The 26,570-nt window shown below is 53.3% G+C and carries 24 protein-coding genes; 12 read left to right on the top strand and 12 right to left on the bottom strand.

Annotated features, from left to right (window positions below):
* Positions 1-21 precede the first annotated feature (21 nt).
* Genes BMX45_RS22355 through BMX45_RS22345 form a run of 3 tightly spaced genes read right to left on the bottom strand, consistent with a single transcriptional unit; the run spans position 22 to position 3,282 of the window.
* Positions 22-1,125: an ABC transporter permease gene (locus tag BMX45_RS22355; protein WP_090911949.1), complete on the bottom strand. Its 1,104-nt coding sequence runs from the start codon at positions 1,123-1,125 to the stop codon at positions 22-24.
* Positions 1,091-2,113, bottom strand: coding sequence for an ABC transporter ATP-binding protein (locus BMX45_RS22350; protein WP_090911947.1), 1,023 nt, complete (start codon positions 2,111-2,113; stop codon positions 1,091-1,093). The genes BMX45_RS22355 and BMX45_RS22350 overlap by 35 nt, the downstream gene beginning before the upstream one ends.
* A gap of 5 nt (positions 2,114-2,118) precedes the next feature.
* The gene (locus tag BMX45_RS22345; RefSeq protein WP_090911945.1) at positions 2,119-3,282 is read right to left on the bottom strand and encodes a COG1470 family protein; all 1,164 of its coding nucleotides are present in this window, start codon (positions 3,280-3,282) and stop codon (positions 2,119-2,121) included.
* Between the two features lie 233 nt (positions 3,283-3,515).
* Between BMX45_RS22345 and BMX45_RS22340 the strand changes: the two genes are divergently transcribed.
* The 3 genes from BMX45_RS22340 to BMX45_RS22330 all read left to right on the top strand — a co-directional run bounded on the left by BMX45_RS22340 (position 3,516) and on the right by BMX45_RS22330 (position 6,117).
* Positions 3,516-4,115 (top strand): sigma-70 family RNA polymerase sigma factor, encoded by a 600-nt coding sequence (locus BMX45_RS22340; RefSeq protein WP_090911943.1) that lies wholly within the window; start codon positions 3,516-3,518, stop codon positions 4,113-4,115.
* A complete protein-coding gene (locus BMX45_RS22335) occupies positions 4,096-4,995 on the top strand; it encodes an anti-sigma factor (RefSeq protein WP_090911941.1) in 900 nt (299 codons plus the stop codon). Before BMX45_RS22340 ends, BMX45_RS22335 begins: the two co-directional genes overlap by 20 nt.
* A 90-nt stretch (positions 4,996-5,085) precedes the next feature.
* Entirely contained in the window at positions 5,086-6,117 is a 1,032-nt protein-coding gene (locus tag BMX45_RS22330) for a dienelactone hydrolase family protein (protein WP_090911938.1), read from the top strand.
* A gap of 175 nt (positions 6,118-6,292) precedes the next feature.
* Here the strand turns inward: BMX45_RS22330 and BMX45_RS22325 are convergent, their stop codons facing one another.
* The 5 genes from BMX45_RS22325 to BMX45_RS22305 form a co-directional block, all read right to left on the bottom strand.
* Entirely contained in the window at positions 6,293-9,544 is a 3,252-nt protein-coding gene (locus tag BMX45_RS22325) for a carbohydrate-binding protein (RefSeq protein WP_090911936.1), read from the bottom strand.
* Positions 9,545-9,624: 80 nt separating this feature from the next.
* Positions 9,625-10,974, bottom strand: a complete 1,350-nt coding sequence (locus tag BMX45_RS22320) for an ABC transporter substrate-binding protein (RefSeq protein WP_090911934.1) — start codon at positions 10,972-10,974, stop codon at positions 9,625-9,627.
* A 98-nt stretch (positions 10,975-11,072) separates the two neighbouring features.
* Entirely contained in the window at positions 11,073-11,972 is a 900-nt protein-coding gene (locus BMX45_RS22315) for a carbohydrate ABC transporter permease (RefSeq protein WP_090911932.1), read from the bottom strand.
* Between the two features lie 13 nt (positions 11,973-11,985).
* Complete coding sequence (locus BMX45_RS22310; RefSeq protein ID WP_090911929.1) at positions 11,986-12,876, bottom strand: carbohydrate ABC transporter permease; 891 nt, start codon at positions 12,874-12,876, stop codon at positions 11,986-11,988.
* Entirely contained in the window at positions 12,863-14,194 is a 1,332-nt protein-coding gene (locus BMX45_RS22305; protein ID WP_090911927.1) for a glycoside hydrolase family 125 protein, read from the bottom strand. The genes BMX45_RS22310 and BMX45_RS22305 overlap by 14 nt, the downstream gene beginning before the upstream one ends.
* Positions 14,195-14,720: 526 nt before the next feature.
* On the opposite strand from BMX45_RS22305, the gene sigK reads away from it, so the two are divergent.
* Positions 14,721-15,422, top strand: coding sequence for an RNA polymerase sporulation sigma factor SigK (gene sigK, locus BMX45_RS22300; protein ID WP_006208952.1), 702 nt, complete (start codon positions 14,721-14,723; stop codon positions 15,420-15,422).
* Positions 15,423-15,599: 177 nt separating this feature from the next.
* Here sigK and BMX45_RS22295 read toward each other — a convergent pair whose 3' ends face one another.
* From BMX45_RS22295 to BMX45_RS22285, 3 genes are all read right to left on the bottom strand, one after another.
* On the bottom strand, positions 15,600-15,917 hold the full coding sequence (locus BMX45_RS22295) for a hypothetical protein (protein ID WP_254778187.1): 318 nt from the start codon (positions 15,915-15,917) through the stop codon (positions 15,600-15,602).
* Between the two features lie 159 nt (positions 15,918-16,076).
* The gene (locus BMX45_RS22290) at positions 16,077-16,355 is read right to left on the bottom strand and encodes a hypothetical protein (RefSeq protein WP_009592141.1); all 279 of its coding nucleotides are present in this window, start codon (positions 16,353-16,355) and stop codon (positions 16,077-16,079) included.
* A 101-nt stretch (positions 16,356-16,456) separates the two neighbouring features.
* Complete coding sequence (locus tag BMX45_RS22285; RefSeq protein ID WP_090911925.1) at positions 16,457-17,293, bottom strand: sugar phosphate isomerase/epimerase family protein; 837 nt, start codon at positions 17,291-17,293, stop codon at positions 16,457-16,459.
* Positions 17,294-17,596: 303 nt separating this feature from the next.
* Between BMX45_RS22285 and BMX45_RS22280 the strand changes: the two genes are divergently transcribed.
* The 7 genes from BMX45_RS22280 to BMX45_RS22250 all read left to right on the top strand — a co-directional run bounded on the left by BMX45_RS22280 (position 17,597) and on the right by BMX45_RS22250 (position 24,364).
* A complete protein-coding gene (locus BMX45_RS22280; RefSeq protein ID WP_090911922.1) occupies positions 17,597-18,562 on the top strand; it encodes an acetylxylan esterase in 966 nt (321 codons plus the stop codon).
* A gap of 280 nt (positions 18,563-18,842) precedes the next feature.
* On the top strand, positions 18,843-19,217 hold the full coding sequence (locus tag BMX45_RS22275; protein WP_090911920.1) for a Na-translocating system protein MpsC family protein: 375 nt from the start codon (positions 18,843-18,845) through the stop codon (positions 19,215-19,217).
* Between the two features lie 150 nt (positions 19,218-19,367).
* Entirely contained in the window at positions 19,368-20,147 is a 780-nt protein-coding gene (locus tag BMX45_RS22270; protein WP_090911918.1) for an ABC transporter ATP-binding protein, read from the top strand.
* Positions 20,148-20,177: 30 nt separating this feature from the next.
* Positions 20,178-21,059 carry an ABC transporter permease gene (locus BMX45_RS22265; protein ID WP_090911916.1) on the top strand — a complete coding sequence of 294 codons (882 nt, stop codon included), beginning with the start codon at positions 20,178-20,180 and terminating at the stop codon, positions 21,057-21,059.
* A gap of 53 nt (positions 21,060-21,112) precedes the next feature.
* Positions 21,113-22,156, top strand: coding sequence for an ABC transporter substrate-binding protein (locus BMX45_RS22260; protein WP_090911914.1), 1,044 nt, complete (start codon positions 21,113-21,115; stop codon positions 22,154-22,156).
* 48 nt (positions 22,157-22,204) lie between these two features.
* A complete protein-coding gene (locus BMX45_RS22255) occupies positions 22,205-22,867 on the top strand; it encodes a cysteine hydrolase family protein (protein ID WP_090911912.1) in 663 nt (220 codons plus the stop codon).
* Positions 22,868-22,942: 75 nt separating this feature from the next.
* Positions 22,943-24,364, top strand: a complete 1,422-nt coding sequence (locus BMX45_RS22250) for an MFS transporter (protein ID WP_254778186.1) — start codon at positions 22,943-22,945, stop codon at positions 24,362-24,364.
* Positions 24,365-24,441: 77 nt separating this feature from the next.
* Here BMX45_RS22250 and BMX45_RS22245 read toward each other — a convergent pair whose 3' ends face one another.
* On the bottom strand, positions 24,442-25,515 hold the full coding sequence (locus BMX45_RS22245) for a M42 family metallopeptidase (RefSeq protein WP_090911910.1): 1,074 nt from the start codon (positions 25,513-25,515) through the stop codon (positions 24,442-24,444).
* Between the two features lie 559 nt (positions 25,516-26,074).
* On the opposite strand from BMX45_RS22245, the gene spoVAC reads away from it, so the two are divergent.
* A complete protein-coding gene (spoVAC, locus tag BMX45_RS22240; RefSeq protein ID WP_015734151.1) occupies positions 26,075-26,563 on the top strand; it encodes a stage V sporulation protein AC in 489 nt (162 codons plus the stop codon).
* Positions 26,564-26,570: the final 7 nt, after the last annotated feature.

The raw sequence follows: 26,570 nt of genomic DNA, 5'->3' as shown, positions 1-26,570 counted from the left end.
CTTGTTCGTATAGCCTGAAGATCAGGACCGGCCTCGAATCTCCTGGCGGAGGAACAGGACGTAGGAGATGGCAAAGCAGATCAGCGTGGCTGCGGCCAGCCCGATAATTTGCGGCCAGACGAGCAGCAGGCTTTGGCCGAACGGCAGCGGACTGGCAATGGCTCCATACACCTGCTCCTGCGTGAGCGGACCGAGATTGCGGATGGACGGCATCAGTAGGGTGGTCGTCGCTTCATTGAACAGGGTATACGGTGACAGCCGGCCTAGCCACAGCATCAGATTCTGATAGCTCATGACATCTTGGACCGTCGCCGAGGCAGTACTGGGAGCCAGTCCCCGCGACAGGAGCTGCAGGATCATGTCAAAGAAAAAGCTGAAGAACAGCCAGACGGCGATGCTCGACAGGGCAGAGGTGGCCGGCTGTCGGAACCTTACGGAGAACGTAATGGACAGATTCAGCCAGAAGCCGACGTAACAGATTGTCACGACCAGAAAACTGATGATGCGTAAAAATTCCTCAAGGGTAGGCGGAATGCCGATAATCAGGGTGCCCAGTGCCATGGTCAACAGCCCGAGCGTGATAAACATGAAACTGATGACGATCAGGGAAGCCGCGAATTTCGCATTGAGCAGATCGTCGCGATGAATCGGCTGGGCCATGATTCGGCTGAGCGTGCCTTTGTTCCGTTCACTGTTGATGGCATCAAAACCCATGCCGATTCCGAGCAACGGACCCAGGAAACCGACAAACCCGATGAAGGTCGGAAGGGTGCCGTCCGAGATGGTGAACAGCTTCAGAATGACAAAATCATGGACCCCGTTCTCCGATCCGAGGGCTTCCCGTATGCTGTTCATGGCGGTATACAGCGAGGCTACGCAGGTTAGAGCAATGATGCCTAGCAGCAGGATGAAGCGCCAGCTGCGGATATGGTCCGCTATTTCTTTGCGGACAAGCACGCCGAATGCCGAGGGCATGGAGGGATGGGAGGATTTTTCGACTGCCGTTTCTCCGGGGGCCCGAGTGGGCTTGGCAGGTCCCTTTTCCCTGCTTTCGAATAAGGCTTGCAGCCGGCGGCCCACGCCGGCCAGCTTAGCCGGTATGCTTGGCGTCGTTCGTTCTGCCATGCTCCTCACCTCCTGCAAAATAACGGTGGTAGATTTCGTCCAGGCCGTGCTGCTGGCGATTCAGCGAGAACAGCCGAACGCCTGCATTTACGACCGTTCGGGCAATCTCCGGACTGCAATCCCTATCGGCCCGAATCAGAACCTTAATCGGCAAGTCTCTGGTCAGGGTGTCGTTTGATTCAGCAGGACCGCTCTTCGCAGGCGGAACTTCGATTTGGTGAACCCCTGGGATGCTGCCGATGGCATCCCGCAGTTCCGGCACAAGCTCATCCAGCTCCGCCGTGATCATAATGGGATCATCCGCAAACAGAGTTCGGGACAGACTCCCGACATCGCCTTCAGCGAGGAGCCGTCCCCGCACGAACAAGCCGACGCGGTCGCAAATCTGCTGAACCTGGTGCAGCTGATGGGACGATAACAGCACGGTCAGTCCTTGCTCGCGGCTGAGCTTCCGTATCAACCTCAGCAGCTCTTCCATACCTGTCGGATCGATGCCCAGGGTCGGTTCGTCAAGAATGATGATTTCGGGGGATTTCATTAAGACATCGGCAAGTCCGAGCCGCTGCCGCATCCCGCGGGAATAAGCCCCCGTCTTCTTGTGGGCAGCATGCGTGAGCCCTACCTGCTCCAGCAGCTCCAATGCCCTTTCGCGGGCCTGGTTATCCGGAATTCGATTCAACCGCGCGGTTAACATCAGGTTTTCCAGGCCGGTACGGTCCTCGTAAAACCCGACGTCATCCGGAAGGTACCCAACCCGCCGCTTCACCGGAATCGGCTCTCTTGTCGGATTGATGCCAAGCACGCTTATCGATCCCGAATCCGGTTCGCTCAGCCCCAGCAGCATCAGGATCGTGGTGGATTTGCCCGCACCGTTCGGACCGAGCAGGCCGAAGATCTCGCCCCGTTTGATTTGAAGGGATAACCGGTCCACCGCTCTCGTGTCGTGGTAACTCTTCGTCAGTTCCTGAATGTCAATGACCGTATCCATCAGGGTCATCTCCTTCCGTATTTGCGAATGAGGACATAGATGCCTCCCAGAATGGCCAAAATGACAAGCACGCCGATCCAGCCCCATAGCATGGAACCTTTGACGGCTACGCGGAATTGGGCGTCGGAGCTTGCTTCAGCCGCAGCGGCTTTCAGGCTTGTGACATAATCGCCGGCGATGGCTTTGTCGCTTGAAGTCAGCTTGGCTTCTACCGTTGTGGACTTGCCAGCAGGCAGATTCTCGATCGTTTTCGGATTAAAGCTGACCTCCCAGTCCACCGGCGTATCGGCGCTGAGATTAATGTCCGAGAGTGGTGCGGTGCCCGTATTCTTCACCAGCAGCTCAATGGTTTTGCTTCCGCCCGCATTGACATTCGTGCTGAGCAAGCCGCTTGGCGTTGTAAGCTCCAGCCCGTAAGACCCTGTAATGACGGCTTCCACCGCAAGCTCGGAGGACGTCGATGAATTGGAGGCGCGGATCGGAATGGAGAAGGAGCCTTCCGTCACCTCCGCAGGCGGCTTGACATCGACGGTAATGGATTGGCTTGCACCTGCTTCGATTTCGACGGAGGATACCTGCTTGCCGCCTGACGTGAATGTAACGTCCCAACCCGCCTGGGCATCGGCGCTCAGGGCATAGTTTTGCTTATTGGCCGTTCGGTTCTGCAGATTCACCGTGTAGGTGAACGTCGAATCGGCATGCCCCTCCAGATTGGCCTGATCGGTGGTAAGCTCGGTTTGATAGGTTCCTTTTTCCGTGATATCCACGGTTAACTGCAGATTGGCCATCGAGCCCGCGGTTAATTGAAACCGGTAGGAGCCTTTATCCACCTTAAGCGGCACGGTTACCTCCAGGGTCACCGATTCGGATTCGCCGGGCTTCACGGATACCTCCTTCAGCTGCCAGCCTCCACCGTTTAGCTTGGTGCTCCAGCCGCTGGGGAGGCTGTTGATTTGCAGCGGAACCGTAATGACGCTATTCGTATTGTTTTTGACCTCTAGCGGGTAATTGATCACTTCTCCAGGCGGAACGGAAATCGACGTGTATGGCGTGTATAACGTGATTTCCCCGGCCGCTAACGCGGTGTTGCTCCCGCCGAACAAGCAGGTACCCAGGATGAACAAGAGCAACAGGCTCAGCTGCTTGGCTCGTTGTTTACATGATTTCATGACACTACCCCTCCTAATTTTTTTGTCACAAAGAGTACGATGGAACGACCGGGATTGGATTTATCGGAAAGATTAAAATTACCTAAAAAATTCATTAAAGGAACCTGAAAAGCGTCCCGGTTTATTCAAAAGCCAAGGACGGTTTGCTAAAATATTGAATCGAAAATGGCCGTATGCAGGCGAGCCATCCTTAATTATTGGAGAGGAGAACAGGTTAGGGGGGAGTTGTGGGGATGAACGATCATTCCGCGTTATGGTTGGAGGAGATTGCCGAGGGTTCCGCCGCAGCATTCGGACGCTTCTATGATGCCTATGCCCGTCTGGTGTACCGGTTGGCTTTACAGATGACGAAGGACCAAGCCGAGGCGGAGGATGTATGCCAGGATATCTTCATGGAGGTGCTGCATAAGGCGGATCAGTACGATCCCGCCCGCGGAAGCGTCGAGGCTTGGCTGGCCGTGAGAACAAGGTGCAGGGCGATGGATCGCCTGCGGAAGCGGCAGCGCATCGCTGCGGCCGAATGGAACGGGGAAGCGCTGCCGGAGACGGTATGGAGCGAAGAGCAGGAGTCGGTTGAACTGGCCGCCTTGCGACGGGTGGAGCTGGAACAGATAAAGGAGGCGCTGCAAGGCATTCCGCCCCTTCAGCGGATGGCGGTTTACGGAAGCTACTTCGAGCAGCGGTCCCACCGGGAAATGGCGGAATTGTTAAACCGGCCGGTCGGCACCGTCAAATCCTTAATCCGGTACGGCATCCTCAATGTCAGGCGGCGGCTGGATGCGATGAACGGGAAGGAAGGGGGAAGCGCGCAGCATGAAACATTCAAAGCATAACCTTGAACACCTTGTTCAAGATGACTTCGGCTGCACGGCATACCCCGAGGAGAAGCTTGTCGATTACGTCATGAAGCGATTGCCGTACGCGGAGAGCAGGAATCTGGAGCTCCATCTCAAGGAATGCGAGGCATGCTCCGGTACGGCGGCGGAATGGGCCGACCTTATGGGAGCGGAAGATGATCCCGCAATGCCATTCCATGAATCCGATGTCTTCGGGCAGGAGCAGCTTCGAAGCCGTGATATGGACGGCGAACAGCTCGGATCGACTCAGCCGGCAGGTACGGAGCCGGCCGTAACGGGGTCCGTGCAGAATCAAGCTCCGAATGATGGACCCATGCCTCCCGATCGGCTGCGCCACAGACTCATGCGAGCGGCTTATATCCGGTCCTTCCGAAGCAAACTCCGAATCAGGAAGCATGCTGCATTGCAGGCGATATCCGGAGCGCTGCTCATCCTGTTGGTAGCCGGTTTATTCACCTTGAAGGGGAACGACACCCAGACCCAGGCGACCTTCGAACATACCGTGAGCCAGCGGATCGCCGATATGCAGAGCGAAGATACCGAGCGGTACGTCATCCAGCCCGTAGAGCCGTTTTACGGCAGCGGCTCGGTATGGCTCAAACGCGGCTCGGGAGAAATGCTGATCGTTGTGAACGGCCTGCATTCCTTGCAGGAAACAGACTATCAGGTATGGCTGCAGGATGAGGAGCGGCTGTCGAGCGCCGGCTTTATGCTGGTTCAGGGTCCGCAGGGAAAGAGTTATTATTACGGGTTCGGCGCGGAGAACGCGAAGCGGATCGTGGTCAGCATGGAACCCAAAGGGGGGAGCCGGAGTCCGACCGGGCCCGAAGCCGTCTTGGTGAATATGGGGCCTTGATGCCCTGAGGTTGAGGCGCAGGGAAATGAGATGATCCAAGGGAACACCTAGTCCAAAATAGTGAGTTTATCGAAGGCGGTGAGTTTTCGGATGTGGCGTGCAGATGCTTTTCTGGAATCCATGTATAACGAGGCTGGGAAAAAAACGAAAGACAGTCAGGCTGCCATGAGCGCCGAAGAGCGCAATCGGTATTTGAAGCAAGCACTTCGGCGATTGATCGGCGAGTTCGAAACCAACGAAAATCACAAGCCTGTCCTGCTCGAACAGGAATCATGCGACGGTTATATTCGCGAAAGGGTAGAATTATCAGCCGTACCGGGCGTATCCTTTGCGGCGTATATCCTAATCCCGGAAGATCAGCGGAAGCCGATGCCCGCAGCCGTCGCCGTTCATGGCCATGGCTATGGAAGCCGGGAGATCGTAGGGCTGAGGCAGGACGGATCCAGCGATCCGGATCCGCCAGGTATACATCGGCATTTCGCGGTTCAATTGGTGCGGCGAGGCATGGTGGTGATCGCTCCGGATGTGGCCGGTTTCGGAGAACGCCGCCTAGCCGCCGATCTTGCACGGAACCCGGAAGCCGCGAACTCCTGCCACCGGCTGTCCACCCAGCTGCTGATGCATGGCAAGACGCTCGCCGGTCTCCGCGCAGCCGAAACGCTTAGGGCATTGGACTATCTGGCCGAGCGTCCCGAAGTCCAACCGGGCAGAATCGGCATCATGGGTTTTTCGGGAGGCGGCCTGATCTCGTTCCTGTGCGCGGCGCTGGATGAACGGATCCGGGCTGCGGTGCTTGCCGGTTATCCCAACACCTTCAAGGACAGCATTATGGCGATGCAGCACTGTATATGCAATTACATTCCGGGTATCCTGAACCATGCCGAGCTGCCGGAATGGATAGGGCTGATCGCTCCAAGACCCTTGTATCTGGAGTCGGGAGCCGATGATCGGATATTTCCGGCTGCGGGTTTTAACTCGGCGGTTGAACAGCTCAGGGAAACCTATCGGCGTGCCGGCGCGGAGGATAGGCTTCAAGCCGACCTGTTTCCTGGAGCGCACGAAATTAGCGGCCGTCATTCGTACGATTGGCTGTTCGAACGGTTAAGCAGCCCGAAGAATTGAAGATTTTCTTTGCTGGCCGCTGATTAGCACAGATATAGAGCCCGATCTCGCATTGATTAGGGTCTGTACTTGGAAGAGTGGCGCACACGCAGGAGATAATAGCCGAAAAAGATGACTCCCGAGTGACCGGGAGTCATCTTTTTTACATGTCATCAGGGGGTAAGGCGCTTCCGTTTTATTCCAAGTCATCCTGCCAATCATGGATCAGGAAGTTGGCATCCGTATTCAATATCCCCTTGGCTTGCTCGTTGACGTTGCGGCCCATAGCCTCTTTATTCAGGTGCTTGGTGAAATTCTGCATATGTTTCACGGCCTGATCGCGTCTTCCCTTATCCAGATGATGCTGGACCTGGTTAAGGGCATTGCTGAGCTGGGGAATGAGTGCACCGCGTACATCGCCTGAATCCGTGAATCGCTCGACTAATTGTTTCATGGAATTCACGCTGGTGATGACCCGGAACCGGAGGTTTTTCTGAAGCTTGTTTCCTGAGCGGTCCTCTGTCGTAATCGTGGCGGTTTTATCGCCCAAGTTGCCGGTCAAATCAATGTCGATAGGATCCATGGTCACCGGATCGATGGTGTATGCCTTTCCGTCGATGGTAATCCCGGCAAAACGGATGGAAGAGTCCAGGATTTTAAAACGGAGGGGCGTGTAATCCTCCATGGAATCGCCGTCTTTCAAGCTCTTGCCGTTCACAGTCAGAGAGAAGGCAGGCGAGTCGGTTACCTCAAGGGTGATCCCTTGCGAAACATTGCCGGACAGATCCTTGGACCGGATGAAAAGCGAATAATCCTTGCCCGCTTCGATTCCTTGTATCACCGCTGTTTGAATTCCGCGATTGACCTCGATGACATCTCCGACCTGCTGCCCATCGCTCCGCAGCGTAATTTGCACTTTTTGAGCATCGATATCATAAGGACCGTCCCAATACAGCGTCATGCTACCCTCTCCGCGCTTCACCTGCACGTTTTCTACTTCGCCCGGAGCAATGTCGTCTTCTTCGGGTATCGTAGGAGGGGTAGGCTCCTTGAACACGGCCGGATCGCCAAAGGTGAATTTATCGAAGTTGTATAACCAGTCTCCGCCTTTAAAAGACATGAATACAATGTGTTTTCCCGTTACGGGAGTCGTTACGTCCGCCGAGAAAACCTTGAAATTTTGCCAGCCCCCGGTTCCCGAGACGGTTCCGGTAGCAATAACCGGCCCGTTAAGGCTATCCAGTCGGACTTCAATAGTCCCGCCGCTAGTATCGCTGGCCGCATTGACATGGAACTGGGTTGGGCTTTCGCTGCCGAAATCGATGTAATTGTACATGGCATAAGGATTATTCGGTCCAAATATGCCGGCCAGGTAGGTTTCCCCGCCTCCGGTTTCATTGCCGAAGCCTACTCCGTTACTATAGTTTTCGGCCTCCAGCTTGCCGTAAGCGTCCCTGGCTTTTCCTTTCATGGTTGTAAAGGTGAACCACTCCAGATTAAGGGGATAGTCGCTGCCGTTCGCTCCCTTGAAAACCAGGTATACATCGTGAATCCCCACGGCCAGGGTGTCATCGATATTCGCCATAATATCGACCCAACGATCCCAGCTTCCGAGCGCCGGAATTGGGATAACGCCTGCGGTAGGTCCATCCAGACCGTCCAACCTGACTTCGATCGTGCCGCCCTGATTGCCGCTCGCCACATGGACGGTTACGCCTGCCGCGCCCGATCCAAAGTCGATTCCTTCATAAGCCGCATAAGCATTGTGATGGATACCGTCTAAGTACCCAAGCTCGGCATGTTTGCTGAGACCTTCGCTGCTGTCGTAATTTCCCGCTCTAAGCTTGGCATAGGCATCGGTTTCGGTCGGATCGGTCGTCGTGAATTTAATCCAGTTCAAATTGAACAAATAATCGTCATTCGTTTTGGTGAAGACAAGATACACATCATGGACGCCGGTAATGGAGCTTGGCGATCCCTGGTCGTCCTTAAGGAGGGTTACGGCATCGATATAGTTATTCCAGCCGCCCGTTCCCTCTACGTTCAAGGTCCCGACTTTGGGGCCGTCTTTGGAGTCGAGCCGGATTTCGATATGGCCTCCACCCGTTCCGCTGGACGCCCTGGCGATGAAGCCGATCGCCCCTTCTGATCCGAAATCCACATTTTTATATGCGGCATAAGAGCCGTGCTGAATTCCGCCCAGTTGGAGCGAACCTTCAAACGCACCCTCGAGCACGAAACCGGAACCGATATTATAGCGTTCCGCCTCGATTTTATCGAAGGGATTCTTAACGCCATAATGAAGGTCGGCTTCCATCGGCTTGATGACGTTCAGCGCTTGAACGGCAGCAGCCGAGGACCAGGACTCATAGGTTCCGGACAGCAGCTGTCCCGCCCAGTTTCCATCCACGATCTGATTCGGATTGCGGTGGCTCCAGGCCATCTCGGTATTGAAGGCAAGGAATTCGTCGAATTCAGCGCTAAACTCCGGGTGCTGCCCGGTCTCACCCAGTGTTTTTTGCAGGTGGGCCAAATTGCGCATCAGGATCGTTTTGCCGCCCTTCAGGTCCCCGTTGGGGCCTTCATAGTTCAACACGCCGTTTGCATCCACCAGACGGCTCTTGGTAAACTTCGCGGCTTTGACCGCGTCCTCGAGGTAAACCGCATTCCCGGTCGCATTATACAATCCGACGGCCGCTCCGATGTATGTACCCTGGTTGTAGTGAGTGGCGTCCGGAACCGCGCCGCGTTCGAGCTCGATCCGGTCGAATACTTTTCCGTTTCCGTCGGTCAGCATCGTTTTGCCCCATCTGAATATTTGGGTTGCGGCGTTTAGATAATGCTCATCCTTCGTAATATCGTAAAGATACAATGCCGCTTGAGCCGCCGGGAAATTGATGCACGCGTTCTTGGTGTTATGGTCGCTGTTCAGCCACCAAATGCCGCCGCCCGCGAACTCTTCGTCCCACTGCGTATCGTACACGAAATCGAAATGATGCCTCGCTGCCTCCAAGTATCTTGGGTTCCCGGTGATTTGATAGGCTCTGGCGCTGCCCATCGCCCACCACATGATATCGTCATTGAACGGATTATTCGTCCAATCTTCGCCATACTTGGCTACGGTGCCGTCATAAACATCGTCGATCTGTGTTCTGAGCTCAGCCTTCAGAGCAGGATCGGAGGTGTGTTGATACGCATCCATGACCAATTCCCACAGCTCTGCCTCCACCCAGAAGTCCTGATGTTTGTCGCGTTTGGTGTCCTTCCAGAACATCTTGGCGTTCGGGTCCCAGAATGTTTCGTTATAAGCTTTCATCGCCGTATCCCCGTCCGATGCGGTATAGGCATAGGCTTTGGAAGATCCGATCCCCGGCATGGAGCCAAGCAAGAAAGCGAGGGTCAAAGGCACCGCCAAAAACCTGAACCATTTGCCTGATCTTCGTAACATGAATATTCCTCCTTCATTTTCAGTTGGAAGCCGATCCGGACAGATTCACGATCGGCTTCATGAACGCTTGATGCTTCCGGTTATTTGCCGGTAGTGATCACGTTATTGATTTTTCCAGCCATCACATCCAGTTCGGTGATCGGGGCTTTGCCCATCAGTATGTTTTTCCATGATGCTTCGATGAACGGGTACGCTTTGCCCGCCCACGTCGACAGGAAACGAACCGGCTGCGTATTCGGGGATTTCAGAATATGATCGAGGCCTTCGCCCACTTCGGGATGGCCCGCCGCTTTCAGCGCATCGTAATAAGCTGCGGAAGATGCCTGATAAGCCGCAGGAGCGACCGGGGTCGATGGGAGAACCTCTTCATACATTTTGGAGTCCAGGTACTTGAGCACTTTCCATACCGCTTCCGGATTTTTGAGCGTTGCCGGGCTGGACCAGCCTACGGCGTCATAAATCTCAGTCTGGCTGTTCACCACCGGCATCGGCGCGTAGCCCCATTCCAATTCCTTGGGAGCCGTGCGGATCAGATCGTCCGCTACCCACTGTCCTTGCAGGGTCATCGGAACTTTGCCTTGTTTGAACGAGCTCATGGCATTCGTTAAATCAAAGGTAGGGGGATTCATGTAGCCGTTTGCTATCGCGGACTTATACTTTTCGACGCCTTCCCGGAATTGGTCGCTGATTTCCACCTTCGTTGGATTGATAATGGCGTCGGCGAAGGGAGCGCCGCCCGCGGAAACCGAATAGAGTGAGACGTGGAAGGGATCAAGGGGGGCATAATAACCGAATTGCTGAACGCCGCCTTGATTGCTCGAAAGTTTCTCCATCGCCGCAAAGAATTCGTCATAGGTCCAGCCGATTTTCGGTTCCGGAAGGCCTGCCTCCTGGAAGGACTTTTTATTGTAAAAAATGCCGTACGTGTTCAAGAGACCCGGTAAGCCAACGAGCTTGCCTTCATAGTACCAGCTGTCCACCACGCCTTCGTAAAAGCCCTCCATGAACGCTTTGTCCTGGGTGGCAAGCTCCGTCCAGTCGTAGAGAAGTCCCTTGCCGGCATTATCGAGCAGCATGTCGTTGCCGGTCATGAAGATGTCCGGCGCTTTCTTGGCCGTGATCATCCCGTTGATCTTGACGCCGTAATTGTCCAATGGCGTAGGAATGAGTTTTACTTTGATGTCGGGGTTTTCCTCTTCGAATTTTTTCATGGATGCCATGATTTTTTCGTTCATGGCCGCCGACTCCCAAGTAATCATCGTGACTTCGACGGGTTTGCCGGATCCCGCGTTATCTTGTCCGGACGGCACGTTCCCGGATTCCGCCGAACCGGAGCCTCCGCCGCCGTTCCCGCCGCAAGCGGCCAGCAAACTTGAGAAGAACAATAAAGCGATGATAGCGCTGGCCCACCCTTTTGCACCCTGTCTCATTGAAAGACCTCCCCAAATGTAAAATTAATGAACTGAACATCACCTTGTTTTCGCTTCAGCCAACCCGGTCTGCATCACCTCCCATCCATGAGGTCGACTTACTTCAAGCCTGCGGAATTCATGGAGCCGAGCCCCTGCATAAAAAATTTCTGGCCAAAGAAGAAGAGCAGCAGCATCGGCAGGATATAAATCAGATCCGCGGCCATGAACAAATTCCAGGCTGTCGCATAGGTGCCCGTATAGGTAGCCATTGCCAGAGACAGCGTCCATTTGCTCGGGTCGATAATATAGAGCAGGGGTTCCAAATATTGATTCCATGCGCCCTGGAACGCAAAGATCACCATGGTCATGATCACCGGCATCGACATGGGCACCAATACTTTAAGCAGCACATAAAGGTCCGAAGCCCCGTCGATTTTGGCCGCCTCGTCAAACGAAACGGAAATCGTCCTTAAATACTGGACGAACAGGAACGAGAACGTGGCGTTTCCAAAAAAAGCGGGCACGATGATGGGCAGCCACGAATCGTACCATCCGATGCTGGTGTACAGATTAAACATGGGAATCATGCCTACGAATCCGGGAAGCATGAGGCTTCCTATAAATAGCGAGAACCACAGCTTCCGGCCCGGGAACTTCAGCCGTGCGAGCCCGTACCCGACCAGCACCGAGCTGATAATCTGCCCGATCGTGCAGGTGATGGCAATGAACAGGGAGTTCCCGAATGTTTGCCAGAAGTTGATTTCCTTCGTTCCGGTCACGAAATTGGACCAATGAAATTCCCGCGGAAACCATTCCGGCGGAATTTTGAACACGTCATTGTTGCTCTTCAGCGCAATGGTAACCATCCAGAAGAGAGGGAACAGCATGGCTATGGCGCCGATGGCCAAGACCATAAATCGAAAGGCGTCAATCCAGTTAAACCTTGCTCTCCGCTTCACGCGAATGTCCGCTGGATTCAGGTTTCCTCTTCCTTCCGGCCGTACTTCCGCTTGCATGCTTCTTACCCCCTTATTTGTCGCTTTCGTAATAAACGAACCGGTTGGAGTACCGGTATGAAATAACGGTAAAAATCATGATGATAACGAACAGAACCCATACCTCCGCGATGGCATAACCAAACATTCTTCCGTTGAAGGCATCGGTATAGATCTTGTAATTCAGCAGGGAAGTGGAAAAATTCGGCCCGCCTCCGGTCAGCACCTGAACCTGGTTAAACGCCTGGAATGCGCCGATGATGCCGAGTATCAGCTGCAGAAACAGGATGGGCGTGATCATCGGAAGCGTAATGTTAATCGACATTCGCCATCTGGAGGCGCCGTCGACTTCGGCGGCTTCATACATGTCCTGCGGAACGGACTGCAGCCCGCTCAGAAAGATAATGACGCTGGAACCGACCTGCCATAAACCGATCAACACAATGGATGGAAGCGCTGTCGTTTCGCTCGTCAGCCATGTGCCCGGCGGCAGCCCGAACTCCCTTAGCAGCGAATTCGCCAGCCCGTATTGCGGTTCATATATGAACTGCCACAACGTGAGCGTAGCGATGGAGGGAACGACGACCGGAAGATAAAAGATGGTGCGGAACCATTTGATGCCGGTCAGGTTTTTGTTCAGCATCATCGCCAACAACAAACCTAGGATCAGCGATAACGGAACACTCAGGATCACGAAATAAAACGTCGCGCGGATCGATGGCCAGAAGGCCGGATCCTCCGTGAACAGGTATCTAAAGTTCTCGAAGCCGATAAAACGGGGGGCGTCGTACCCGCTCCATTCCGTCAAGGCATAATACATGGACGAAAGCAGGGGATATCCGACAAAAACACTGAAGCCGATAATGGACGGCAAAATGAACAGATAGCCGATGACCCAGCCGCGTAGCTTTCTATTGGTTCCCATGATGATCCCGATGACCTCCTAGGCGTTCATTCGCTTTGACCCGAATGCCGTTATAGTCCATGATCAGCTCGCAGAACATCATATTTGCCCAAGAAAACCATGGGCGTGTATAACGGGCAGGATCGTCGACCAGAAATCCTTCATGCATCATGCCGGTGCCAGCATCGGTATTCGCCATTAACCGAAGCAGCCGAAGCTTCTCCTCTTGATCGGTGGTCGTCAAGCCCTGAATGGCCAGCGCAATCGGCCATACATAACGGGCCGGCGTATGGGGGCTCCCGATGCCGGAGGCGGCAGTGCCTTGGTAATAATACGGATTGGCCTGGCTCAGCACGAACCGGCGGGTATTTTGATAGACCGGGTCATCGGCGCCTGCATAACCCAAATAGGGGATGGACAGCAGGCTGGGGACGTTGGCGTCATCCATAAACAGGTGGTTTCCCATTCCGTCCGTCTCATAGGCGTAAATTCTGCCGTATTCGGGATGGTCGAGTACGCCATACATCTCGATGCCATGCCGGATTTCATCCGCCAGTTTCGCCGCTTCCGCCCCCATCTGGGGATCGCGAAGGACGTCTCGGCAAATTTCCGCCAGATAACCGAGCACGACGACGGCGAACATATTCGACGGAATCAGGTAGCCATAGGCGCAGGCGTCGTCGCTGGGACGGAAGCCGGACCAGGTCATTCCCGTATAAGCCACTTCCGTGCCTTTGCCGCCGCGGGGCAGCGTGTCGCTTGGAGGACAATCAAAGCGTTCGAAATAATACGGCGATTTCGATTCATGATGCTGTTCGGTTCGCCAAAGGGCCAGAATAGCCTTGGCAGCTGAATGGAATGTGTGATCGAGGTGAGAGGTTCTGCCGGTTTCTTTCCACAACAGGTAAGCAAGTTGGAGGGGGTAGCACAATGAATCGACCTCATATTTGCGCTCCCAAAGCCAGGGGTTCATGGCGGTGTGATCGTCCTGATGGCCTTGACCGGAAGGCGAATCGTTAAACGCGTTGGCGTAAGGATCCAGCAGGATGAATGCCGACTGCCTCCGTACGAGCCCTTCGATCAGATCGGCCAGTCTGGGGTCTTGGCCTGCCGGAACGAGGAACGGCCGGATTTGCGCCGCCGAATCCCTCAGCCACATGGCCGGAATATCGCCGGTAATGACAAAGGTGGTGCCGTCTGGCTGTCTTCGGATGGTCGATCCCAGCGTGTTGTCCAGCATGCTCCTGAACATATGCCCAAGTTTCGGATCATCCGGGGTGCCTTCGGATATCGTGCGGTGCAAATCGTGCAAAACAGCAAAATAGTCCAACGTAAACATGTTAGCTCTTCTCCCTTCCATAGTTCCGGGTGTCGATCGTTGCTGTTATGCTCATATATAAAACGCTTACATTCAATATAATTACATACCAATTTAATGTCAATATATTATATTTTATAAATTTTATGCTGTTATATTATTTTGTTGTGCTACGCGAATTAATGGTGGTTCTTTGGATCGTTTACTTTGAAATGAAGTGATATCTCTTTGGTTTCAAGATATGAATTCTGATGATCCTTATATTTATATCATGTTATATCAATATAGGGTGTACCTCTGGAATTTCGGTGTTTCGGATCGTTTATGTTTGGCAGCCGGATCCATTAGATCAAGTAGAAACTCCATTGGCCCAAGAGTGCGACTGGTGTTTGAAATTTACGGGAAGGGATAGCGCATTTAACGTTTTTGCGTATCAGTTTGCCCCGTACAGGCACTTCTGGGCCGCTGCCTACATACAATGAGAAGACCGAGAAACCGAGCGCGATAAGGGCCGGTTGCATTGTAACTTCGCAGGAGGTGTCCTAAAGTGCCTGGATTGTTTACCGCAATTGCTTTGTTCATTAAAGAGTTGACCCTGCTCGTTTCGTATGTGAAAAACAACGCGTTTCCCCAGCCTCTGACCGAGGAGGAGGAAGCTAAACATCTGCAGCGAATGGCCGAAGGCGATCCTCAGTCGCGGAATAAACTGATTGAGCATAATCTTCGGCTGGTCGCGCACATCGTCAAAAAGTTCGATAACACCGGCGAGGATCTGGAAGATCTCATATCCATCGGCACCATCGGTCTGATCAAAGCCATTGAAAGCTTTCGGCCCAACAAGGGGACGAAGCTGGCGACGTTTGCTGCCCGTTGTATAGAAAACGAAATATTGATGCACTTGCGTTCGCTTAAGAAAACGCGCAAGGACGTATCCCTGCATGATCCGATCGGAACGGACAAAGAGGGGAATGAGATTACTCTAATCGATATCCTCGGAACGGAAGCGGATGACATTGTGGATGCAGTGCAGCTGAAAATCGAGAAGAGCAAAATTTATCGAAATCTGGACATATTGGACGACCGGGAGAAGGAAGTTGTCATAGGACGGTTTGGACTGGAAGCCGGAGGAGAAGAACGGACGCAGCGGGAAATTGCCAAGGAACTGGGAATTTCCCGCAGCTATGTGTCGCGTATTGAGAAGCGGGCACTGATGAAGCTGTATCATGAGTTTTACAAGCAGAAACGATAAAAAGCGGCTGTTCTCACATCAAAAGGATCGAAGGGTTGTCTATATAAAGAAAGATAAAGCCACTTCCACATGATGGGAGTGGCTTTCATCTTAGTTGTTTCGGGTTAGAAAAAAACGACGCTCGGCAAGAGGCTTCGGAAATTAGGTGTGCTCAGTCAAAAATCATGATGCACGGGGTTATGCAGGGTTCGGCGCGCTCTGCTTGAAGAGTGAGCGCAGATCCAGGCGCGCATGACGCCCGGATTTGAGCTGCTGCCATTGCAGCACGCGGCGGATCGCCATCGGGGCGATGATGCTGCCGATCATGCCGAGCAGATCGGATTGAAGCGCTCTTTGAGCGATGAGATAACCGCAAGAACCGCCGATAAATTCGATGGACATGTAGCGCTTGACATTGGATAACGAGACGACATAAATCACGAATTCATCCTTCTCTTTCTTAATGGGCATGGTATACTCCCCCGCTCCCTCCATGTCTTTTAACAACGCAGCCAATAGTTCTTCTTCCTGGGAATCGTGTGTTGATCCGCGTTTTTTCACATGCCATTTTATGTATTTTTATAGGCCATTATGCATCCGGTGCGGGTGAATACAAGCCCTGTTACGACAAAAACCAACCGTCTTGTCCAAAGGACGACGGTTGGTTTTAAATTCTTATTCAGGCTTCTTTTGTCCCGGATCTGCTTGCATGCTCTCATCTTCGCCGGGATACTCCCGCTCGATGCCCATATGCAGCTGGCGATCCTCATAATCGAACCGATTCGGAGGCCGCTGATCCTTGCGCCAAGGCGTGCTCTTGCCGAGGGAATCGCTGCGAAGATCGGAGCCGTAGGGTCCCTCGGGAAATTCCTCTGCCACCAGATCGTTCCGCTGGGACTCAACGGTAGACAAATCCGTGGACTCTGCGCGTTTTTCCTTCTCAAATCCGTTCATGCTGAAGTCCTCCCGCAAAGGTGCTAAACGTACCCTTTCAGTGTACCCTGTACACGAGGAATCATTCCGATATGTGCGTGGCACCGAGTGCAAACTAAATATTACAGACCTGCAGCGCCGAATACGTTGTTGAAGGCTTGGCGCGATTTGGCAGCCAGCTCCTCTGGAGTGCCCGCCGGTGTGGAAGGCGTCAAAATTTCTTGCGTTACCGGGCCCTTATAGCCGATATCGTTCAGCGCCTGAAGGAAGCCTGGCAAATCAATCACGCCCTCACCCGGGTAAAGGCGGTCATTATCGAGTACGTCCCGTATTGGAATGTCCTTGGCATCGTTGATGTGGACATGAACAATCTGGTCTGCGCGCAGCTGCCGGATATCGTCGGTTGTCATCTCGTTGGTGTACCAGTGATAGGCATCATACAGCAGCCCGACATTCGGCTCCCCGATGGCATCGATCCAGTCCAACGTCTCTTGTACCGTCCATATGAACGGGTTCTTCCATTGGGTGCGCAGATGGTGCGGACCGACGAACTCCAGGCCCAACCGGATTCCGTATGCTCCCAGAATGCTGGCGCAGGCCCGCAGCCTGGAAGTGGCCAGCGCCATAAAATGGGCTGCAGGCGCGTCGGTGGAAGGAAGGATGTATGTACAGCAGCGGGTGCAGCCAAGCGCCTTGGCGGCGGCCGCGGCGGCCGGCAGCTTTTCGAGTCCGCTAAGGAACTGCTCGTTCGACCCTCTCCATTCCACCGGGAGACCGATCGCCCCGATTTCCAGTTGGCGGGATTGCAGCATTTCGGCAGCCGCTTCCGCGCCAAGCCGGTCCACAAGACCTTTGGCATCGATATCGACGCAGTGGAATTCATATTTGGCCGCAAGCTCGATAAACTGTAAATCGCTTTCAAGTTTTCCGAGCCCTGCGCCTGTTAAACCTTGCAGCATATTCATCGTCTCCATTCGCTATTTGATGTCGTATTGCTAGAGGCGGGTGCTTGTTTATATCAACCTGTTTGGCATTTCATAGTTTCTATTATGATATGTTCAACTCTATAAATCTATGATCGCTTTTTAATTTTTTTGAAGAAAGACAACGATGGTGGCCGCAGCCGATTCGTTGTTTTGAGGGGAATTTGTAATAAACCGGCATGAATTCCTGCCGTTTCGAAGGGGATGAAGGGCGTTATGCCGAAATAACCATGTCATATGAACTTTCACTTTACACGCGAAAAGGAGATTTAACACAGAATGAATACCATTGAGCAGCGTAAGAAAGAGCTTGGCAACTTGCGTCCGGAACCAACGATCGACGAGCAGGTTTTGAATGTTTTTTGGGAGGGAGTGCTAAAGTCGCATGGGGACAGACCACTTCGCATGGTTCGTAAACCGGAAACAACGCCATACCCCTATATGGAGGTATCTCGGGTAACCTATCATGGATATGATGATACTCCTATCAACGCTTGGCATATAGCGCCGGCTAATCATTCTTCGAAAGCAGAGGCCAGGCCATGTATCGTAACCTTCCCGGGTTATACCGGAGATCGCGGATTTCCTGAACGGTATACTCATTGGCTGATGCTGGGGTATACGGTGTTTGCCGTTGACGTCAGGGGTCAGGGCGGGGAGACGGGGAATTTGCTGCAGCTGGACAGCGGCGTGGTTAAAGGCTGGGTGTCGCAGGGGATTACGGATATCCATCGCTCCTATTACATGGCCATTGCCATGGATGCCGTGAGAGCCGTGGATGCGGCATCACAGCAGCCGGGAGTAGACTCTGCAAAAATCGCCGTGGTGGGCGGGAGCCAGGGCGGCGGACTGTCGATGCTGGCAGGGGCGCTGAACCCCAAGGTTGCGGCCATCGTAGCCGACATTCCTAACATGTGCAGGATGGATTACGGCATTTTGTATTCGGTCAGCTCGTTGAACGAAATCGCCCAATACATAAAGCGGTACCCGGAGCAACTGGATCAGATTTTGGCACATCTCGCGCATTTTGACATGCTGAATCTCGCACCCCGAATTCAGGCGCCGATCATGGTGTCCGTCGGATGGAAGGATGCGGTTTGCATGCCGGAGACCATCTATGCGGCTTACAACCGGATCGAGGCGGCAAAAGAAATCAGGGATTATCCGTTCTCCGGCCATGAAGTCAGTGAGTATCAGAAGCGGGAAGGCGTTTTGTTCCTGAAGCGGGTATTTAACCGGAGATAGACAAATGAACGGAACGGGGAAACGGGCCTTTGTCCCGTTCTAGCATGTGTGAAAATGTGAATAGAGATCACGCACGAACGTTAATATCGCAGGTCAAAGTGTAATGTATATGTTATATAAATTAACGTGAAAATAAATGTTGTTAACTTTTTTGACGTTAATGTATTGACAATCCTCTGTGTTTGCCTATAATTAAACCCAAGGACAGAACGAACTCGATAAACACCCTATACCTACCCCGGTCAATGTAATAATAATTTACACAAAGGGATGTTGAACCATGATGACAGCAGGCGAACTCAAACAGGATCTTTTGAGGGTTTACAACGCGATAAATAAGAAAATATTTAACGTGGGTGTAAAGCAGCAAAAAGTCGATTTCGTCGGCAACAAAATCATCATTGTGTCGAGGAATAGTAGAGTCCCCGTCCTGAAACTGCTGGATGAGAATTACCCCCTCTCTACCCGGCAGTTGGACCACCTTTTATTCCAGGTGTTCAAGCAGGAGATTAAAGCCAGCCTGGAAGAGAAATTTCCGTTTAAAATCATTTCCATTCTTAAAGACTATGATGCTGAGACCGAGTATTCCGGTACCATCGTATTCTTGGAGAAGGAGATAGAAACATATCTGAACGACATGCCGGAACTCGGGTAGAGAGCGGGCCGATCGTCAGTTTGGTACCAAGGTACACGTTGGTGTGCGGCTTGGGGCTGGACTGGCGATTTTTTGTTACATCCGCTTTTGAAAATAAATGTGTGTTGTTACTGAAAAAAACATGTAAATCAAAGAAGAGGAGGAAGGGCCATGACTCACAAAATCGAAATTTCGGGCGTCAGCAAATGGTTTCGCAGAAACGGGGAAGAGATTCCGGCCATGCGGGAGACGAGTCTGGCGATCGAGGAGGGGCGTTTTGTCAGCATAATCGGTCCCAGCGGTTGCGGCAAATCCACCCTGTTCAATATTATCGCCGGCCTGATGCCTCCATCCACGGGCAAAGTGATGGCCGACGGAAAGGATATCGTCGGTACGACCGGTTATGTGGGCTATATGCTGCAAAAGGACATGCTTCTGCCATGGCGCACCATTCTCGATAACATCATTCTGGGCATGGAGGTTCGGGGCGTTCCCTACAAGGAAGCCGTGGAGAGGGCGTTGCCCTTGATGGAAAAATACGGTCTGAAGGGCTTTGACAAGCATTATCCGAGGGAACTCTCGGGAGGGATGAGACAGCGTGCCGCCCTGCTGCGGACGCTGCTCTATGACAGGGACATCATTTTGCTGGACGAGCCGTTCGGTGCGCTGGATGCACAGACCCGGTTGACCATGCAGAACTGGCTGCTGCAGATCTGGGAGGACTTTGGCAAAACGGTGCTGTTTGTCACCCACGACATCGATGAAGCGATTTACCTGTCGGATGACATCTACGTATTCTCGTCCAGGCCCGGGCGGATCAAGTCCAAAATCACCGTGACGATGGAGCGTCCGCGCAAAACGGAAGACATGACGTCGCCGGCATTCATGGAGCTGAAGCATCATCTCATGGACCTGCTGTCGGCTGGGCACGAGGAAGAGCAAATATCGTAAAGCGAGAAGAACGAAAGGAGAGGGAGCCTGATGGAAACTGCACGCAAAGAGGCTTTTATCGTACATGCCGTGACACCCGCGGAGTCTGCCGCGGGTTCGTCCAAACGGCCGGAGGTAGTGCCGTACATTTTGGATGAAGAGGGACTGGAGCGCCGCAGGAGCAGGCGGATCGTTTGGGGAAGGGCCGCTGTAGCCGTGCTTGTTTTTCTGGTGTGGGAAGTGTTCACCCGAATCGGCCTGCTGGACTCCTATTATTGGAGCAGCCCCAGCGCGATCCTTCGCACAACCTGGACCCAAATCACCGAGGGGACCTTGTTAAGGGATATTACGTACACGTCCGGCTCAACCATACTCGGGTTTGTGTTCGGCACCTTCCTAGGTGCTCTGCTCGGGCTATCATTCTGGTGGTCGAAATCGTATGCAGGGATCAGCGAACCGTACCTAATCATATTGAATGCGATGCCCAAGCTTGCCTTAGCGCCTGTACTCGTCATTCTGCTCGGAATCGGATTCTTCTCGAAGGTGGCTCTGGCGTTCTCCATGACGGTTGTCGTGTCAGCCTTATCGGCATACAGCGGCGTGAAGAGCGTGGACCCGGACATGGAAAAGCTGATGTACTCCTTGGGCGCCAAGCGGCATCAGGTCTTTACCAAGGTTGTTGTACCGTGGTCCATGCCCTGGATCATCAGCAGTTTACGGATCAATATTGCCCTTGCGCTGGCAGGTGCCATCGTGGGCGAGTTCATCGCCTCAAGCCAGGGCGTCGGTCGGATGATTATGTATGCAGGAACGATACTGGATATCAACCTCGTGTGGGTGGGCGTCGTCGTCTTGTCACTGCTGTCCATGGTGATGTACTGGGGCGTCGTCGTCCTGGAGAAGTGGTTATCCAAGGGCTTGACCAAGCAATAGCAATAGACACATCCATCAAAAACGAACTATTTCTATTAAAAAGGGGAATTCATATGAACAAAAAAATGAGGAAACGTTCACTGCTATTCGCACTGGTCATGGTCACCGCCCTGCTTGGCGCCTGCGGCAACGAGAAAAGCGACGGCAGCACCGTCTCCGCTTCCGGCGACGGGAAGCTCAAGAAAATCGTGATCGCCGAGCCGCTCCACTCCACGGGCTATCTTCCCCTGTACGTCGCACAGCGCGAAGGCTATTTCGAGAAAAGAGGGCTGGACGTCGAGATTATCCAAGCGGCAGGGGGAGCGCATGTAACCGCCGTGGTCAGCGGTGATGCTTGGGGCGTTATCGGCGGAACGGAGTCCAATGCTTTGGCGAACAACAACAATTCCGACCCGATCATCTCGGTCGTCAATGTCGTCAATCGGGCGAACGTGTATTTAATGGCTAAGAAAGGCACCGCGCCTGCGAGCGATTCCCCCGAAGACCTGAAGGCATTCTTGCAAGGAAAAAAGATTAACGCCGGCCGCCATGGCGGGACACCGAATCTCTTAACCCGCTATCTGTTGATCCAGCTGGGACTCGATCCGGAGAAGGATGTGCAGCTGCTGGAGCCGTCGGACGGCTCCACGGTGGTGACGATGGTTCAACAGGGCGCAGCCGATATCGCCAATGGAGCCGAACCGCAAATCAGCGACGGAATTTCGAAGAACGTGTGGGGGGAGCCTTTTTACAAATTTCATGATCTCGGGGACTTCTCGTATTCGGTACTCAGTGTGAAGAAGTCTACCATCGAGAAAGATACGGAAGCCGTTCAAAGCTTTACCGATGCCATCATCGAAGCGCTTAAAGTCGTCCAGTCGGATAAGGAGCTGGCCAAGAAGAATCTGAAAGTCGAATTCCCCACATTATCCGAGGATGCGATTCAATCTGCGCTGGACCGTGCCTATGCGGACAATCTGTGGAGCTTGGACGGGATGATTTCGGAAGAAGCGTTGAAGCATGATATGGACGTCATGATAGAGACTGGAATTTTTAAAGGGGATTATACCTATGATGCCCTGGTGGATATGCAGTTTGTGAACCAATCCAAGAAGTAAGCGTTGGAACGTGATTCCAAATATACGGGCGTGAAGGGGAGAGTTACGATGAAATCTTTGAATCAACTGATGCTGGGAAGCAAAACGGCGGTGATCGTGGTGGATGTGCAAAACGATTATTGCCATCCGGAGGGGGCATTGTCTAGAGCAGGCTGCGATGTTAGCGGGGTGGCAGAGATGATGCCGCAGCTGCATAAGCTGCTTCATTCCGCCAGGGAGCTGAATGTGCCGATTATCTTCATCCAAACGCTGCATGAGAGAGCGACGGATTCCGAGGCCTGGACGACCAGGTCCTCTGGACGCTCGGCTCATGTGTGCCGGAAGGGGAGCTGGGGAGCGGAATTTTACGAGATCACGCCGGAGGCGGACGATATCATTGTCAATAAACACCGGTACAGCGCATTTGTGAATACTAGACTGGATTCGGTATTAAAGACGCTGAAGATCGAGACCTTGATCATGACGGGGGTCAGCACCAATGTGTGCGTGGAATCGACGGCCCGAGACGGCTTCATGCTGGATTATCATATCGTGCTTGCGTCGGATGCCTGCGCGTCGTATTCGCAGACGGCCCATGACATGACGCTGGAGAATATCGAGGGTTATTTCGGGAAAGTTAGTGAAGTGGCACGGCTTATCGATATTTGGATGGATAAAAAAGCCGAGGAACCGGTGCGCCCGCTATCGGCGGCGCAGCCGGCCATCGGTTAGCTTGCAAGTTACCAGGTTCGAGCAGAGTGGAGCTCTCCGCATGGAGGGCTTTTTCTCTGAGCGGCACCGAAATTCATGGATAAAGCGGGTGATTCCTGCATGAACAGCAAATCAAGGATGATTGTTCAATACACCATTTGTTTAGGGGCATTTCTGTCCAATCTGTCGGCCGGTATGTTCAACATCGCGCTTGTAGATATCGCAAGAACATTCGATTCCGGTATCCCCGCGGCACAGTGGATCGTGACCGCATATTTGCTTGTCATCTCCATCCTGCTTCCGGTCATGGGTAAACTGGGGGACATGGTGGGCAGGCGGAGAATCCACAATATCGGCTATTTCGTGTTTATGGCCGGTGCGCTATGCTGCGCATTGTCTCCTTCCTTAAACGGGCTGATATCTTCCCGCATTCTTCAAGGCATCGGAGCGGCCATGTATCAAGCCACGAATATGGCACTCATTATCTCCGTGTTTCCGAAGGAACAACGCGGCAAAGCGCTGGGTTTAATCAGCACCTTCGTGGCTGCGGGCTCCATGATCGGTCCGAGCCTTGGCGGCATATTGATTCAATGGTTTTCGTGGCGGAGCAACTTTTGGCTGCTAACAGCGATCTCGCTGATTGCATGGGTATTCGCGCAGCGTTTCATTCCGAAGGACGAGCCGGATCAAGGCGTGAGCCGGCTGGACGTGCCGGGAGCTGCCTTTTTTGCGATATCTTTGACCGGACTGGTTACAGCCGTGAATTTGGGGGCTCAGTGGGGATGGGGTTCCTGGGAGGTTACGGTGATGTTCATGATGTTCGGAGCCGGAGCCGCCGCATTCATCGGGTGGTGCCTGTCTTCGCGCTGGGAGCGAAAAGGGAAGGGTCATCTTCCGTTTATGAAGCTGGATCTGTTTCGGGATGCAGGCGTTAGCGTCGGGATCCTCATTACCATCATTACCTATATGGCCGCTTTCTCGGCGCAGCTTGTGCTGCCCGTGTTTTTACTCAGCGAGCTGGGCATCGAACCTGCCACGGCAGGGCTGATCATGATGGGGTACCCGTTGTCGCTGATCATATTCTCTCCCTTGAGCGGAAGCTTGTCGGACAAGCTGGGAACATTCCCGTTATTGTCTGCCGGCTTGCTGGTCATGACGGCGGCGCTAATCGTGCTGGGCTTTGTATCTCCTGCGTATCCGATCTTCTTTCTGATTCTGCTTATCGTCCTGCTCGGCGGTTCCATGGGCTTGATCACGCCGCCAAACAATTCCCTGGTGATGGGCAGGACGTCCAAAACGGACCTCGGACTGATCAGCAGCATTTTGGCGCTGTCGCGAAATCTGGGGATGATGTTTGGCACGGCGGCGGGAGGTGCCATGCTGGCGCTTCAAGCGACAGGAGGGCTTACCGGATTTCGCATGATATTTGTGCTGAATACGGCGCTGGTTGTCATTGTTTATGTCACGATGCTCATATCGTTTCGCTTTGCCAGGCATAAGGAGACGTTCTCTTCGTAAAGGCAGAAAGTTGAAGAAAAGGGTATCCCGCAGTCTGTTCAAGATCTGCAGGATACCCTTTTCCATTTCCGTTTGGCCTACGCGCGGTCCAGGATCGTCTGGAGCGTCGTACGGTCCAAGCCCTTCACGAGCTTGATCAGAAGCTCTTTGGCTGCCTCGTAGTCGTCCGTATGGATGATGGACGAAGAGGTGTGGATGTATCGGGAGCAAATGCCGATAATGGTGGACGGAACGCCGATGCCGCTTAAATGCACTTGGCCAGCGTCCGTACCGCCCGGCGACACAAAGTATTGGTACTTGATTTTGTTTGTCTCCGCCGTATCCTGAACGTACTCGACCATGCCGCGATGGGTCAGCATCGTCGGATCGAAGATCCGGAGCAGCGCGCCTTGACCCAATTGGCCGAACTGGCTCTTGTCGCCCATCATGTCGTTCGCTGCGCTGGCGTCCAGGCCGAAGAAAATATCCGGCTGAATCAGGTTTGCCGAAGTGCGGGCTCCGCGAAGGCCCAGCTCTTCCTGGACAGTCGCACCGGCGTAAACCGTGTTGGGAAGCTTCTCGCCATGGAGCGCCTGAACCAGCTCGATGGCAAGGCCTACGCCGTAGCGGTTATCCCATGCCTTGGCCATGATTTTTTTCGGATTGGCCAGCGGCGTGAATTCGCAGATCGGAACGACTTGCAGGCCGGGACGAATGCCGAACGACTCCGCTTCGGCCTTGTTGTCGGCGCCGATATCGATATACATCGTTTTGATGTCGACCGGTTTGCTGCGCTGCGCTTCATCCAGCAGATGCGTAGGAATGGAGCCGACAACCCCGACGACCGGGCCGTTGTCCGTGATGATCTGCAGGCGCTGGGCAAGCACGGCTTGGCTCCACCAGCCGCCGAGCGGCTGGAAACGGACCATGCCCGCTTCGGTAATGCCGGTTACCATGAAGCCCACTTCATCCATGTGCCCGGCCACCATGACTTTCGGACCTTCATCGTTACCGCGAAGGACGGCGAACAGACTGCCCAGCCGATCCTGCACGAACTCATCTGTATATGGAGAGAGGGCATTCTTTACCCAAGAACGGAGTTCCCTCTCAAAGCCCGGTGCAGCAGGGAATTCCGTTAATGTACGGAATAATTCCAGTGTTGATTCATTCATGACGAAATCGCTCCTTTAGAAAAGGTATGTAAGAGTTTTTCCTTTTCTAGTATGCCCCTATAAACCCGAAAAGTCTACAAAGACGGCTTCGTCAGGCTGGGTTATATAAATGTAACTGGAACAAGCACCCCCTATCCTGGACGGGAATACGATATAGAAAAACATGTGGATGTTTGTTGTCAGCGGGAAGGGGCAGAATATGAACCGCCATGGGATTGATGGATACGACTATCATGCCGAAGTCCGAGAACTTCTGCTCATTATGGTCTTGTTCATCCTACTCGTCATTTTATTGAAATACATTCTTATTTAACGGCCGGCTCCAAACGAATCAAGTCAGCGAGTATAAATTTCAGCTTTCAGGATGCTCCTGGAAGCTGATTTTCGCGTTGACGTCACTATGACCGGACAAGTCCTGATGCGTAGGCGAGAAGGATGATTTTCCAAACATAAAGGGAGATCATTCAAAGCATAATGATATGTGAGCGATATTCCATAGCGGCTTTTCAGCGTTTGTTCAAGGGATTCCATACTTAACCAATTGCGGAGGTGTATTGAAATGTCAGGCTCCAACCAAAAGCCTAAGTCTGATATCACCACTATGAGCTCGGCGGAATATCAGACGATTGCCAAAAAGCATGAGCCTCCCCGCGCCGTTCTTAAAAATTGCTTGCGCGCTTTTTTGGTGGGAGGCCTCATCTGTTTGATCGGCCAATGCATTCAGCGTTTTTTTATGTCCGTATTCGATATGAGCACCACCGAAGCGAGCAATCCTACGGTCGCCGTATTGATCATCCTCTCCGTCATTCTGACGAGCTTCGGCGTATATGACAAAATCGCGCAATGGGCCGGAGCGGGCAGCGCCGTGCCGGTCACGGGGTTTGCGAACTCCATGTGTTCCGCTGCGCTTGAACATCGTGCAGAGGGATTGGTGCTCGGGGTCGGAGCCAGCATGTTTAAGCTGGCGGGCTCCGTGATCGTATTTGGTACCGTGGCTGCGTTCATTATCGGTATCATTTACGCTATTTTCGGCATCGAGGGGAGGTAACGCGATC

The sequence above is a fragment of the Paenibacillus sp. cl141a genome, assembly GCF_900109305.1.
GTDB lineage: Bacteria > Bacillota > Bacilli > Paenibacillales > Paenibacillaceae > Paenibacillus_AQ > Paenibacillus_AQ lautus_A.
This window is presented reverse-complemented; position numbering and strand designations above follow the sequence as displayed.